Below are 13,457 nucleotides of genomic sequence, written 5' to 3' on the forward strand. Positions count from 1 at the left end.
CTCAACGATCCGTCCCCATTGCCGAGCCGGACCTCGCGTGCATAGCTTTGCGCTCCGGCCCGAATACCCTACCGCCAGCGGGAGGCCGCTCAAGTGCCTCCACAACGTGAGCCACGACGTCTTCCACCGCGTGGGAGCTCATGCATCGAGCTTCTTCGAAGGACCTGACACACTGATCCATCCAGGCCTCACTGATCCACCAGCATCCGCCACAGAAGCGCGGGCGAAGATTGATGTTACTCCTGTAGCCGAAATAGTCGGCATCCGTCGGTCCGAATAGGACAAGCGACTGAACTCCAAAACAAGCGGCGACGTGAACCAGGCCGCTATCTACGTCGATGTGCAGCCGAGAGGCGGAGATGATCGCCGCTGCCTCGGCCAGACTGGTCTTTCCGATCAGGTCAACCTGAGCGCCCGCAATTGCTCTGCTGGTGCGCGGCGATCCGAGCTGAACGAACCTGATTCCTGGGCAGATTTCGGTCAGGCGCGAAACGACGCGATCGAAGCTGCCGTAACATTTTGTGGACGAGTTGCCGCTGACGATGAAGGCCGGATCGAACCCGTTGTGCACCGTTACGAAATTGATTCCACGGAGGCCAAAACGCGTGATGGCATCGGGCTCGGTCCGCAACCTCAACTGATCGCCGCCGTAATCGATGCCCGCCTGTGCATGCAGATAAGTGGCACGCGTCGCGTTGGCGAACACTGCACGCCTGGCGAGATCTCCCCACGTGTAGGGAACTCCTTTCAAGAGCAATTCATTCCGCGTCAACGACGCGGCAATGTTGGCACGGACTTTTCCGAACTTCTCCTCGAACTGCCCGCAACCCACATTTGAAGCAGTCTCCCCCATCACCTGGACCATCTGATCAACCCTGAGCGCATGCGAGAACATATCGACGCTCTTGCCAAACAGACTCGCACTCAAGCACCCCCGAAACCCGGGCACAGCTTCGTATATCCAGGACGATCTCGCTTCGTCATTGCAGGCGATGACGAATTGGAACGCACCGCATGCCGCCCGAAGGTCTCGAACGAACCGCGCCACGACGATGTCGTCCCCGACGCCACCTCCAGCCGTCTGAATTAGCAGCTTCGGCAGCTCCACTGTAAGCCTATTCGTCAGCGCTCGCCGGCTCCCGCGGCGCCTCGCCTTCGCGAAGGCCCACCTTGCGAGCAAGGGCGTTTTACGCAATCCGTATCGCAGCAGGAACCTCGCCGCACGCACGGGACTACCCGACAGTCCGTAAATACCGTTGACGCGCCGCACCAAACGACGGCGCACATCACCAACGAACATTTGCCCATCTCTTGCCGATCCCATTGCTAGCAGCCAACCTTCGCTAGCTGTGAATTGCCCGAATATGCCTCCATGACGGCTTCTGTCGCACCGATCATTCTAACAGCTCCGTTCTCCAGCCAGACGACCTTGTTACAAACACTGCGAATAATGGCTTCGTTGTGCGAGGCGAGAATGAGAAGGTCCGCCTTTCCGAGCAGCTCGGCCATGCGCCTCTGGGCCTTCTCGACAAATGATCGGTCTCCCGTGCCGATCATCTCGTCCATGACAACGACTTCGGGTCGGACCGCGGTTGAGATGGCGAACGCCAGGCGAACAAACATGCCTGCGGAATAGGTACGCACCGGTAGGTGCAAATATTCTCCGAGCTCTGAAAACTCGCCGATGGCCGGGGACAACTCTCTTGCCTCGGCGAACGAAAGACCGAGAAACACGCAGCGAAATATTATGTTCTGCCAGCCGGTCGCCTCCGGCTCCATTCCCAACGTGATATCCGTGAACGACGACACCTTGCCGTTGATCCGGACTTCACCTGACACGGGCGGATAGACTCCCGAGACCACTCGCAAGAACGTCGTCTTCCCAGCTCCGTTGTGGCCAATCACGCCCAGGCGATCGCCATCCGAGAGCTCCAGGGTGACCTGCTGCAATGCCTTGACGACGACCGTATCGTCGTGTGTCGCTAGTCTGCCGCCAAGCCGCGAGAATACAGCGGTTCTGACCGATCTGGTACGCGACGTGAAGACAGGAAAGTCAACGCTCACGTTGTCGAGCCGAACGTTCGCCATCGCTTCAGATCCAAAAGATAATGCGACGCTGAGAGAGCCCTATCAGCGGCAACGCCAGCACAAAGCCGCCGATCGCGAAGACGAGCGCGCCGACCCACTCCGCGGGACCCGGAATATCTCCCATGATCGGATCTCTCACGACCGAGAGGAGATCGGCGAACGGATTGAGAGCCAGAAGGTATTGCGTGTCCGGCGGAAGCTGGCTCGGCTTCCAGAAGATGGGCGTCACGAAGAACGCGATCAACAGCGCGCTTTGAACGACCTGTGTCAGATCGCGAAACCGCACGCATATGATCGCGATCGCGTAGGTCGTCCAGACGAGGCTCAACAGCAGCAGAACAATGCCCGGGATGGCGAGCAGACTGACCATGCCGAATGGCACCGGAAAGGCCACCACCGTCAGGATTGCGATCGGCAGATTGTGGAGAAACACCAGGAAGTGCCGGAACACGAGCGCGTAGATCGCCGTCGAGAAGCTCATTCCCTGGTTGAGGAAGATCGAGCCCGCCGACACAAACGCAGTCGGGGCCTCTCCGATCGCACCTGAGATCAAGGTCCATAGAATCTGCGAGATCGCGATAAATGGCATCAGTTCGCTGATCCGTACTTTCCAGAGCATCGACCACACAACTCCCACCGCGGCCACCAAGACGCCGGTCGAAACCGTCATCCAGAATTGCCCGAGACGCGAGCGCGAGTAACGCCTGCGGATCTCGCCAAGGCCCATCAGATAACTTACGCGCCAATTGGTCAGTCCGGCGCACAAATCCGCGGCTCCAATCAAGCACCAGCGCCACTCTGTGGAAGACCGCGCTATTGCGGATCGTTCAGCAGCACGTGTAGGGACGGGCGAGAAAGTCGGCATGCAAGGTCACCGTGACGCCAGAGGAGCGCGCGAGGGCGCCTCAAGATCAGGCTTCCGCTCGGCCCGCTCGCCGGTCTCAGGCTGCGTTCCCCAGCTTCCGTTCGACATGTCGGTCGCAAGCGAATCCTCTATTCGCTCGCACATATGATGGTAGATGCAGACGTGGAGCTGCTGGACGATGGGGGTCTCCTGTGACGGCATTGCAAGCAGGACGTCGGCCAGGCCCGCAAGTCTGCCGCCGCCGGCGCCCGTCATGGCTATGGTCCCAATGCCTATTTCGCGCGCCATCTCGAAAGCACGCACGACGTTTACAGAATTGCCTGACGTGCTGACGCCAAGAAGCACGCTTCCGGCACTTCCGTAGGCCTCGACCTGCCGCGCGAACACCGTGTCATACGAATAGTCGTTGGCCCAGGCCGTAAGCACCGCGGGATTGGATGCCAAGCAGATGCAGTTGATCGCCCGTCTCTCCCTGAGAAAGCGACCGACGAGTTCGCCGGCGATGTGCATTGCGTCCGCCGCCGATCCGCCGTTGCCGCATACCAGCAGCGCATGACCGCCGCGAAGCGCGGCAGTTATCAATCCGACAGCTCGGCCGACCTCCGACACCACGTCCGAGCTGATGAGGCGATCCATCGCCGCACGTGATGCTTCGAGATGCTGGACAAGCATGTCAGTTCCCTTGATTACGCTATTACGCTGCTCACGCATGCGCGCCGCCTTCTGCAGTGGAGCGACTTTCCGCAGCAATGCGCGTGCTACGTGTCATCCTGGCCCGGTAAGCGCTCGCATACTCGCGCCCCCTTTGACGAAGGGGCATTTCCAGCCAATTATGCGTCATCGCGCCGGCGGCGACCGTGAGTGAATAGGCAAGCGCCAGATAGGCTAGCTTGCCGGGCCACGAATCGTCATAGATATGCAATGCTCGACACAACTCCCGGACTCCCTTGAACACGATCAGGTGTGAGACGTACAGGCTGTATGATCTTTGTCCGGTCCACACGAGGGCCCTGCGCAATCCCGGAGGGCTCGCGATATAGCCCTTGCCGAAAGAGGCTGCCAAGACCAGCAGCGCAGCGATTATCGCCACCAAGCCGAGAAAGAAGCTCTCGCGCCAGAAGTATTGCGCCGTTCCGATCGCAAACAGGCCGCCGAATGTGCAGGCGCATCGCGCAATACCGCCCGAAAGGAAGGTCGGCTCCACGAACCGATAGAACTCGGTGGCGCTCAGTCTCGCAATGAGGATGCCCCATGCGAGTCCGTCCGTTCGGATGAACCAGCCGATGACATCCCCGTTTGCCGGGCGACGCATGGGCAACTGCATTGCGATCAGACCCACCAGGACGCCGACCAGATACTTTCGCGGCAGGACCACGATCAGGGCGGGGAGAATGAGGTAGAACTGCGTCTCGAGCGAGAGGCTCCAATAGTGCGGATACAAAGCTCCGCATTGCCCCTGCCACGCATTGCAAGCGAACCGATGGAAATTCTCAAAATTGAGCAACGAGGCGATCAGGTCACTGATATTCTCATGCCTTGAGCCGATCTCCCGTGGATCGTCAATGACGATGAGAACGATGCCCGCAGCGAGCCAAAACCATCCGGCGGGTGCCAGCCGCCAAAAACGGCGGATCCAGAACATGACCGTCTCCCGCACGGCATCGCGCGCGGGCATGCCATAGCCGACGGTCGAATCGAGCGACCGATAGATGACGAAGCCAGATATCACAAAGAACAGGTCGACACCGGTCCAGCCGCTCCAATGGCTCCTGATCTGCTCGATGTTCGGCAGACCCACAATCGACGTGATATGCTCATACAAAACAGCAAGGACGCTATATGCGCGGAGAAGCTCGATATCCGCGTTCAACTGTTTTGCTGGTGCTTCCACGCTCAACATTGCTATTCCACATGTCAATCTCTGATATGGCGCATCCGAGGCTCAGATAAGTGCGCCGATATACTCCGAGACCCCCCTCTCAAGCGACGTAAGCGACAGCGTGGGTCCGCTCGCGGCCAACTTGGTCATGTCCGCTTCCGTGAAATATTGATACCGCTCGCGAATGGCGGGGGGCATATCGACGTAGCGAATTCGCGGTTCGCGTCCTACCGCTAGACCGACCGCCAGCGCCAGGTCTCGAAATGACCGCGCCCGCCCCGTTCCGACGTTGAACAATCCAGATATCTCGGGATGCTGCAGCAGCCACACGACGATCCTGACGCAATCCTTGACATAGATGAAATCTCGCAATTGGCCGCCGTCCTGATATCGCGGGTCGTGCGACTTGAACAACTCGATCTCCTCGCCAGCCGCGATCTTCGGATAGATCTTATGTACGACTGACCGCATGTCTCCCTTGTGTGCCTCGTTCGGACCGTACACGTTGAAGAACTTCAGCCCGGCCCACTGCGGCGGCCGGAGCCTGCCCGCCTGCGCGTCGGCAACGAACCGCCGATCAATCACATGCTTGCTCCAGCCATATGCATTCAGCGGAACGAGCCGGCTCAGAGCCTCCGGAGATTCGTCGTCAGAGAAGCCTGCAGCTCCATCGCCATAAGTCGCCGCAGAAGACGCGTAAATTAGCGGTACGCCGTACTGGCCAGCAAAATGCCAGAGCCTCAACGACAGCCGGATATTGTTTCGCACGATCTTGTCCACGTCGGACTCGGTGGTGGAGCTTACGGCACCCATGTGCACGATCGCGGCAACGTCTCGTGCGTGATCTCTCATCCAGTAATCGAGCGCTTCCGGAAGAATCAGGTCGTATAGCCGTCCCTTCACGAGATTCCTCCACTTCTCGCCGCTGCGGAGCCGATCGCAGATCACGACGTCGGCCCCTTGCCCAGCCAGTGCCATCGCAATGTTCGAGCCGATGAAGCCGCAACCGCCGGTTACCAGGTACAAGGACTTCATCGGACGACCGCGACGTTCGCACCAATTGCGCTGCGCTGAACCAGACGGGTTGTTGATTGCAGAGGGACGAGCCAGGCACGCACCACCGTGCCACCCCACGACTTGACCATATCGCCCCCCACGATCTCGTGCTCAGGATAATCCGCACCTTTGACGAGCACGTCGGGCTTCAGCATATTTATCAGCTTGGCCGGGGTGTCTTCTCGGAACACAACGACAAGATCGACCTGCCTCATAGAAGCCATTACGGCTGCACGGGCGGCCTCACTCTGCAACGGACGGGACGGACCCTTCAGCCGGCGGACCGACTCGTCACTATTCAATGCGACGACCAGCCGGTCGCAGTTCGCCCTCGCCTGCTGAACCAGCGAAACATGCCCTGGATGGATAAGATCGAAACAGCCATTGGTGAATCCACACGTAAGCCCCTCGTCCCGCCATCTCTCCCGCTGCTCAAGCGCCGCCTCGATATCGACAATGCGACTGTCGCTTCGCCCGAGCGAGACATCCAACGCGCGATCAAGTTCACTCAGTGCAACCGCAGCAGTACCCCTCTTGCCCACCGCGACGCCGGCTGCCACGTTGGCTCGCTTCATCGCGTCAACCACATCGAGGCCCACGGCCAGCGAAACCGCGAGGACGGCCGAGACAGTATCACCGGCGCCAGAGACATCGAACACCTCTTGCGCGGCAGACCGCTGGTGAACCGGCCGTTGACCGGCGCGATAGAGTGACATGCCTTCTTCGGATCGTGTAACGAGTATCATCGCGCCTGTCGATGCAGCCGCCCCATCGGCGGCATGCTCAATTTCCTGATCAGATTCACAGGCCAGCCCAGTTGCAGCTCTTAGTTCATGACGGTTCGGCTTGATGATGGTCGCACCAGCATAGGCCTCCAGGCGGGCCCGTTTCGGGTCGACCAAGACAGTTTTTCCGCTAGCTTTCGTCCGATCGATGACATGCCGCAAGAGCCGATCGGTCAACATGCCCTTTGCATAATCGGAAATGACGACCACGTCGCATCGCGCGATAGTCGCTTCATACGCCTCGATGAGCTTGTTCTCGACGTCGGCGTCGATCGGCGCGCTGCTCTCTCGATCAATACGCACGACTTGTTGGTCGGCACCGAGCACCCGGGTCTTGGTTGTCGTTGGCCGTGTATCATCGACGATGAAATTCGGTGAGATTCCCCCTCCAGCCTTCCGTATGGCAATATCGAGCTCACTGGCTTCGAGATCACGGCCCACAACGCCGATCAAGATCGCCTCGCCTTCCAGCGCCGCAATGTTTGCGGCCACGTTTCCAGCGCATCCAGGCGAGGATCGGAGTTTTAGCTCCCGTACGATCGGGATTGGCGCCTCGGGCGATATCCGGGTCACTTCGCCATAGACATACCGATCGATGGCAACATCCCCGATGACCATCACCCTCGGTACGACCGCCGTTTGTCCGATTGACATTCAGTAGACTCCAGCCATCAATTCAAGAGCCCAGCATGGCGATACGCCGGCACACCAACGCAGGACCAATGTGGAAATTCGGGCAGCTCAACGCGATAACGATTGAATTTCTCTCTATCGAGTTGATGCCAAAGATGCCAAAGAGGACCGCTCGGAGACATCGGCTAATGCGGCGGCAGCGAACCGATCGTCATTTTCTCTGGGATACGAGTGCTGTCACGATCATCGCTCCTCCCGAGCGGCACTCGCGCGTACAGCATTTCGAGCTGTGACGCGAATAGCCCTTCATATTTCAGCTGCGTTATCGCTGTCGTACTGGTTTGAAGGACACGCTCGCGAGCACGGCTCCCGAGCGTTCCAAAGCGATGCGGGGCGGTGATCAGGCTTAGGATTGCCTCTTTGAGAGCCGTCTCAGAACCAACGGGCACAGTGTAACCTTCCACGCCGTTCCGTACGAAGTCCTCGCAGCCGGGAACTGCCGTCACGATGCACGCGCGGCCGCATGCGGCCGCCTCCAGGAGCGCTCGCGGCAGACCTTCGCCTCCCCGGCTTGAGAAGATGGCTGCGTGCGAATTCTCCCAGATCGAGGCGATCTTGTCGCTGAACCCATGGTAATGAATACCGGCAACTCCGCTCAAAGTCTCTGGAGCGAGCGGACGCGGGTTGGCGTAATCCGGCACGCCATAGATGTGCAGCTCGACTGGATATCCCTCCCGGGCCAATGCCGATACCGCTCCGACGGCGAGATCGACTCCCTTGGACCAGATCAGCCGGGAGACGGTTGCGAACCGAAACGGAGGCGCCCCAGGCAGCTCGCACGCTCGAAATTCGCTCGGATCGACACCGGCGCCCATCAGAATGGATACCTGATGGCCACGACGTGCAATTCCGGTGGATATGGGATCCGACCGGTTCTCGAATACGAAGTGCGTACGCTGACGCGACGTATAGCCCAAGGCACGGAAGACGACCTGTCGCATCAGTCTTGCGCGCAGCCCCCCCGAAATGCCGATGAATCCAATGCCCGTGATCACGAAGATGAACCTGTACGATCGCAACAGCGTCTCGGTGAGAGCAATGACGAGGCACACTCGCAACGAATATGCGACGACGACCGAGGGCCCAATTTTTCTCAATACTGCAGCGAACCACAGAGCTTCCCTGATCATGGACAACAGCGAATTGTCGCCACGACTTGTCGGGCTTGCTATGATTTTGATACCGTCCGCTTGAGAGGCTCGGCCTCTCAATTGGCTGGGGATGATCGCATAAACTTGCGCGTTCGCGGCCTTCGCCGCCCTGATGGCAGGCGAAAAATGCCTGAACAGGAACTCCGAATCGCTTGCGACGAAACAGATGGTCTTCGTCAGTCCAGCTTCAGTCTTGAGTTCGACGTCCACCACGCGAGATACCTCCAACGCGCGCCCGGTCTCAACCACCTCCGAAAAGGCGGATGACACCAAAGATGCCGGCGAGGACAAAGGGCCTCACCGCCATGGAGATCGTCGGACTGACTGATCTCCGCGCTCCCTGATTATTCGGTAGAAAATCACAGGTTGCGCGCCGCGCATTGACAGTGCCGGAACAACAATTGGACGAAGGCGCACGTTCCGAACGTCAGGAATGAGTTCAGCCAGCCGGAAGTGCTCGCCGGACCTGAGATCGTGAAAGAGGTGAGTCGGTCCAACACGCAACGCAGGCGCATGCACCTCTATTGGACAGGAGACACCAGGTTATACAGCTGCTCTCCTTGCCCCGCCCGATGCTGCGCATCCGGGGCTTCGGAGCTCACGAACCTCTGACTTCGAAGCTACGCACGCAAGCCTTTCGTACTCGCAACCATAAAGCCCCCCTGGCGCTAAGATGGTCAGGCCACTGAAGTCTGATTTAGACAGCAAAAATGCCGTGACCCACGGCCAGGTTCACGGACCGACGCTGGAACCGAGCTGCTGATCGACAAAGATGCCGTTTTCGCCCATTTGAATAATCTTCCTGAACCCACGAGCGTCCAATAGACCTGAAATCCGGTCTTCGTCTCGCCCTGCCGAGCTATATGTCTCGACGCAGATGATGCGCGGGCGCGTTACGAAGCTCGCTGCATGCAAGATATCGTGGTCAAGACCTTCGGCATCCAGGCTGAGCAGGTCGGGACAACGGCCATTGCAATGGGCATCTACAATCTGGTCGAGCGTCATGACTTTGACCAGAATTTGGTCCGTGATGCGGAATCTCGAATCGCTCGCGACGAATTCTTCGGCAGCCTGTCTGGAGAATGTATTTCGACCCGACTGAGCGTCAATCCGGTAAAACGTCATTGTCGAGGCGCTTCCACCGACGCCCGCATTCACGTTAACATCCTCAGGACGCTCTCTGAAGAATGCAGGCATCAAGTCGGGATTTGCGTCCACGTTGACGCCGCGAGAACCGCGTTTATGGAGCAAAGCAGTATTGCTGCAGTCGATGGGATGATGCGCACCGATGTCCAAATAGGTCGGCCTGCCAATGCCCAACTGCTCGAAAAGCGCAACGAGCACGAGATCCTCGCCATGTTGCGAGTAGGTCAGGTGGCCGTACCTCTGATCGGGATGCCCCCGAAACTCCTCTCGGTTGCAGGGCTCTCGTTGGCCGATTGCGTCAATCTTGGATTCGATGTGAATGAGCCGGTCCCGCAGTTCGGAGATCATTTACTGTTTCCTCCATCTCGATGACCGAGCTTCACGCCTGACGCCGATGAAATCCGCTCTATATGAGATCGCGCACGTCATCAAGAGATGGCCCGCAGCAAGAGGAGCTGTGTGGGCGCGGGAGCAGCGAAGCACGCTGCAGTCTTGCTCCCTAACCACAGCTCAACAGGCGCATCAAGGTGACATCTTGATGACTCCTACCCGCCTTCAGCTTCCACAACGCCTCGGTGCGACTTGGTTCATTAATCGTGGGGTCAGCAGATCTCGCGTCCTTCGTCGTCCTAGCATGGACCAGGATCGATCGGCCGGGTCCGGTGCGGGACTACGACACTTGAAGCAACTCCGCGCACAAGGCTGATGATGGGAAGTAACCGGCGGCTTCGCCACTAGAGATAATGTCGCAGACCGAAGATATCGCGGAACTTCCGCCACCGATCGGCGTTAGCGACCTTGGGGATCGCGATCTGATCGCGAACCGTCTCGGTGCCGTTCACGGATTTGCCTGGCTCATGATCCAAGGCAATCGTCACGTCACTTTTCGGGGTGAATGCGACGGCAATGTTGAAGGCAAAGGTGATGCTTCTCGGAGACATGGGTGTCGGGAAGACGTCAATCATGTACCGCCTTGTCTATGATCGGTTTTCAGGAGATTACCGAACGATGTTCGGGGTCGAGATATTGACCCATGATGTGGCGTTGGACATAGATAATTGTCGCAAGATCATGCGATTCGCGCTTTGGGATACCGACGGGGATTTCAGCACGCAGATCTTCGACAGCGTGTACTTGGTTGGCGCCATGTCAGCTATCATCGTCTCGGATGCAACACGGCCGCAGACGATCACCCGCATGATCGAGCTTGCGACAGCCTTCGACACGAAATTTCCGGGCAAACCGTTCAAGGCGGTGATCAACAAGGCTGACCTGCTTCAACCCAGTCGACAGATGTATGGCCTTGCCGATCTGCAGAATGTCAGCTTTGTCAGTGCAAAGACCGGCTGGGGTCTCGCCGAGACCGCCGCGGATCTCGCGGGCGAGCTTTACCGCAAATCACTCTCGTCAACGCCATAGACCTATCGAGGCTGCCCGGCGATTGCCTCTCCGAGATGCCCATCCCCCGGTAACGTTGTCGCGCTCTATTGCGCTGGACCTGGCGAGCGAGTTGAACCGCCAAATGCATGACCCGAAGGCGCTCATCTCATTGGGCGCTCATCTCATTGGGCGGTCGACGACAACTCGCGTGCGTCTGCGTCGATTGATTGACCCATTCCGGAGTGGCTAATGCAGATGTCGACGCGTCAGCCCGCGCATGGGCGAAGGGTAACGGGCCATGAGTGCGAAGCAAGACGGATATCAGGAGACCTCTTTGCGAGCTCTGCTCACGGATGTCCCGGTCGGCGAAGACAATGCCCAATCCTCGCGCGAGATCTGGTTGAAGCACGACTGCTGGACTCAGCCGTCCGTTCGCCGCATGTTGAAATATCTGGCGTGTCGCGGCGCGGTTTCGATCAAAACGGAGACGCATTCCGCAACAGGCTGGCGTTATATGTTCTGGCGAGAGACACCTCACTTCGAGTGAGCCAAAATTGACCCTGGCCTTCAGAGCAGGCCGAACCTCTGGTCGAGTGGTTCGTCCGTCCTTCCGGTCGGCGGATATGTCGCCTAGGGAGCCATCAATCTGGCAATGAGACCTGCACGATTCTTGACTTGGCACTTGCTGAGGATGACGCTGACGTAGTTCTTGACCGTTCCCTCGGCAAGGTTGAGACTCAGGCCTATCTCGGCGTTACTCTTACCCTCGACAATTAGATTGAGAATCTCATTTTCACGATCTGTGAGTTCTTCTCGCGTTGAGAGACCGCGTCGAACGCTGGACCGCAGGCGCTTGAACTCCTCTAAAATCCGCGTCGCGATAACCGGCGAGAGCTGCGCTTGACCGGCAAGAACAGCTCTAATAGTCCTCGCGATTTCGTGTATCGGGCTTTCCTTGAGCAGATAGGCGCTTGCCCCGGCGCTGATGGACTCGAAGATCAGATCGTCCAAGGCAAACGTGGTCAGGACGATGACCTTCGTGCCCGGAAGCTCCTGAACGATTTTGCGAATGGCATCGATCCCCGGGGAGCGCGGCATTTCCAGATCCATAAGGACAACGTCCGGGCGATAGTCGCGGGCGAGCTGAACCGCACGCTGTCCGTCCGCCGCCCGATCGACGATCTCGAACCGGGAGTCGTGCTGCGCCAGGAGGATGCCGAGACCATCCCGGAAAATCGGTTGATCGTCGGCAATGAGGATTCTCACGTTGGTCGCTTCCGCTGGATCTATCTCGAACACGGACTGTCCTCGGTCATAGCGCACCAATGCTACCGCAAGGGAATCGTCGGTGTCGGACCTGGAGACCGCTTTATCGGCAGGGACAACCGCACTGATGTGCCCTCGCCCGGCCCGCTATCGATCGAGCAGACGCCACCCGCCAATATCGCGATCTCTTTCATGCCAATCAACCCGTAGTGAAAAGCTGGTAGCGATGTAGCGTCGAAACCGCGACCATCGTCTCGTATCTCGATTTCGAGCATGCCCGAACTTCGGTCGCGGGTCGCTCTTATCCAGACCCGCCCCGCAGCGGAGTGACGTTCGATATTTCTCAGAGCCTCGGTGACGATTCTGTCTATGGTGCTCCCGTGACGGGCGACGTCGTCGCGCAGAGCCCGATCGACGTCAACCTCTATTTCGACCTCGATCCGCCTCGCAAATTCTGCAACGATCAACTCCAGACCGAGCACCTCGTCCGCATCCTTCGTCAGCCGCAGACCGTCGATTGCCCGGCGCGCCCGCGCGAGGCCCGAAGCTGCCGCTTCCTCGGCAGCCGCCAGGCTGTCGGCCAGCGCGCTTGGGTCTGTCTCAAGAAAGTGACGACTCAACCGGATCTGCATCAGAAGCCCGACGATCGAATGCACCAACGTATCATGCAGGTCCCGGGCCAGCCGCATGCGTTCGCGCGCCAACGAAGCAATCCGCACCTCGATGCTCGCTGCCTCGAGTTGCTGCTCGGCCAGTCGCCGAGCGCGCCGCTCGCTGCCGAGCAGCAACTCCACCTGCCGCGCGGAAAAATCCGGCATCGCGATCAAGAGATAGTGAAGCTTGTCCTCGATCCAGATGATCACAACCGTAACTGGCTCGCTGAGGCCGAGCGAAAGCCCGCGGAGGCCCGGCAGAGCAATGTTACGCCTGCGTCCCTGCGCCAGTGATGCAAGCTCCGCCTCCATTCCCGCGAGCGGCATACTGTTGCAGCAATCTGCACCAAGCGCGGGCAACCACTCTAGAAGCGGTCCAAACTTGCGACTGACAGCCCTATCCGCCTCGATGACTGCGATGCTGATTACGTCGGTTTCGGCTGCGCCGCGCAATTCGGAGTTGAAGTCGATCATTGCGCCTTTCTCATGCAAGCC

General features: G+C 58.8%; 13 protein-coding genes. 1 reads left to right on the forward strand and 12 read right to left on the reverse strand.

From position 1 onward, the window contains the following. Position 1: 1 nt before the first annotated feature. The 10 genes from QX034_RS30555 to QX034_RS30600 all read right to left on the reverse strand — a co-directional run bounded on the left by QX034_RS30555 (position 2) and on the right by QX034_RS30600 (position 10,628). On the reverse strand, positions 2–895 hold the full coding sequence (locus QX034_RS30555; RefSeq protein ID WP_315703701.1) for a glycosyltransferase family 9 protein: 894 nt from the start codon (positions 893–895) through the stop codon (positions 2–4). Positions 896–1,326: 431 nt separating this feature from the next. Beyond that, positions 1,327–2,088, reverse strand: coding sequence for an ABC transporter ATP-binding protein (locus QX034_RS30560; RefSeq protein ID WP_315703700.1), 762 nt, complete (start codon positions 2,086–2,088; stop codon positions 1,327–1,329). A 4-nt stretch (positions 2,089–2,092) separates the two neighbouring features. After that, positions 2,093–2,758 (reverse strand): ABC transporter permease, encoded by a 666-nt coding sequence (locus QX034_RS30565; protein WP_409977486.1) that lies wholly within the window; start codon positions 2,756–2,758, stop codon positions 2,093–2,095. Between the two features lie 201 nt (positions 2,759–2,959). Beyond that, on the reverse strand, positions 2,960–3,625 hold the full coding sequence (locus QX034_RS30570) for an SIS domain-containing protein (protein ID WP_315703699.1): 666 nt from the start codon (positions 3,623–3,625) through the stop codon (positions 2,960–2,962). 31 nt (positions 3,626–3,656) lie between these two features. Next, entirely contained in the window at positions 3,657–4,853 is a 1,197-nt protein-coding gene (locus QX034_RS30575; protein ID WP_315703698.1) for an acyltransferase, read from the reverse strand. 42 nt (positions 4,854–4,895) lie between these two features. Then, complete coding sequence (gene rfaD, locus QX034_RS30580) at positions 4,896–5,858, reverse strand: ADP-glyceromanno-heptose 6-epimerase (RefSeq protein WP_409977499.1); 963 nt, start codon at positions 5,856–5,858, stop codon at positions 4,896–4,898. Between the two features lie 5 nt (positions 5,859–5,863). After that, positions 5,864–7,327, reverse strand: a complete 1,464-nt coding sequence (gene rfaE1 / locus QX034_RS30585) for a D-glycero-beta-D-manno-heptose-7-phosphate kinase (RefSeq protein ID WP_315703696.1) — start codon at positions 7,325–7,327, stop codon at positions 5,864–5,866. Between the two features lie 164 nt (positions 7,328–7,491). Then, on the reverse strand, positions 7,492–8,730 hold the full coding sequence (locus QX034_RS30590; RefSeq protein ID WP_315766096.1) for a glycosyltransferase: 1,239 nt from the start codon (positions 8,728–8,730) through the stop codon (positions 7,492–7,494). Between the two features lie 519 nt (positions 8,731–9,249). Further along, a complete protein-coding gene (locus QX034_RS30595; RefSeq protein WP_315766098.1) occupies positions 9,250–10,011 on the reverse strand; it encodes an FkbM family methyltransferase in 762 nt (253 codons plus the stop codon). A gap of 386 nt (positions 10,012–10,397) precedes the next feature. Beyond that, complete coding sequence (locus QX034_RS30600) at positions 10,398–10,628, reverse strand: hypothetical protein (RefSeq protein ID WP_315703693.1); 231 nt, start codon at positions 10,626–10,628, stop codon at positions 10,398–10,400. Here QX034_RS30600 and QX034_RS30605 point away from each other — a divergent pair. Then, a complete protein-coding gene (locus QX034_RS30605) occupies positions 10,627–11,082 on the forward strand; it encodes a hypothetical protein (RefSeq protein ID WP_315703692.1) in 456 nt (151 codons plus the stop codon). The two genes, QX034_RS30600 and QX034_RS30605, sit on opposite strands and share 2 nt — an antisense overlap. A gap of 591 nt (positions 11,083–11,673) precedes the next feature. On the opposite strand, the gene QX034_RS30610 is transcribed toward QX034_RS30605, so the two are convergent. Both QX034_RS30610 and QX034_RS30615 read right to left on the reverse strand, forming a co-directional pair. Then, complete coding sequence (locus QX034_RS30610) at positions 11,674–12,342, reverse strand: response regulator transcription factor (protein ID WP_315703691.1); 669 nt, start codon at positions 12,340–12,342, stop codon at positions 11,674–11,676. 29 nt (positions 12,343–12,371) lie between these two features. Then, positions 12,372–13,436: a sensor histidine kinase gene (locus QX034_RS30615; protein ID WP_315703690.1), complete on the reverse strand. Its 1,065-nt coding sequence runs from the start codon at positions 13,434–13,436 to the stop codon at positions 12,372–12,374. Positions 13,437–13,457: the final 21 nt, after the last annotated feature.

It is taken from the genome of Bradyrhizobium sp. SZCCHNR3119 (assembly GCF_032487775.1).
GTDB lineage: Bacteria > Pseudomonadota > Alphaproteobacteria > Rhizobiales > Xanthobacteraceae > Bradyrhizobium.

Bases quoted from the DNA above. Each gene is read 5' to 3' on its own strand.
- QX034_RS30555 (WP_315703701.1), bottom strand. From the start codon at position 895: ATGTTCTCGCATGCGCTCAGGGTTGATCAGATGGTCCAGGTGATGGGG.
- QX034_RS30560 (WP_315703700.1), bottom strand. From the start codon at position 2,088: ATGGCGAACGTTCGGCTCGACAACGTGAGCGTTGACTTTCCTGTCTTC.
- QX034_RS30565 (WP_409977486.1), bottom strand. From the start codon at position 2,758: ATGACGGTTTCGACCGGCGTCTTGGTGGCCGCGGTGGGAGTTGTGTGG.
- QX034_RS30570 (WP_315703699.1), bottom strand. From the start codon at position 3,625: ATGCTTGTCCAGCATCTCGAAGCATCACGTGCGGCGATGGATCGCCTC.
- QX034_RS30575 (WP_315703698.1), bottom strand. From the start codon at position 4,853: ATGTTGAGCGTGGAAGCACCAGCAAAACAGTTGAACGCGGATATCGAG.
- rfaE1 (WP_315703696.1), bottom strand. From the start codon at position 7,327: ATGTCAATCGGACAAACGGCGGTCGTACCGAGGGTGATGGTCATCGGG.
- QX034_RS30595 (WP_315766098.1), bottom strand. From the start codon at position 10,011: ATGATCTCCGAACTGCGGGACCGGCTCATTCACATCGAATCCAAGATT.
- QX034_RS30605 (WP_315703692.1), top strand. From the start codon at position 10,627: ATGTACCGCCTTGTCTATGATCGGTTTTCAGGAGATTACCGAACGATG.
- QX034_RS30600 (WP_315703693.1), bottom strand. From the start codon at position 10,628: ATGATTGACGTCTTCCCGACACCCATGTCTCCGAGAAGCATCACCTTT.
- QX034_RS30615 (WP_315703690.1), bottom strand. From the start codon at position 13,436: ATGATCGACTTCAACTCCGAATTGCGCGGCGCAGCCGAAACCGACGTA.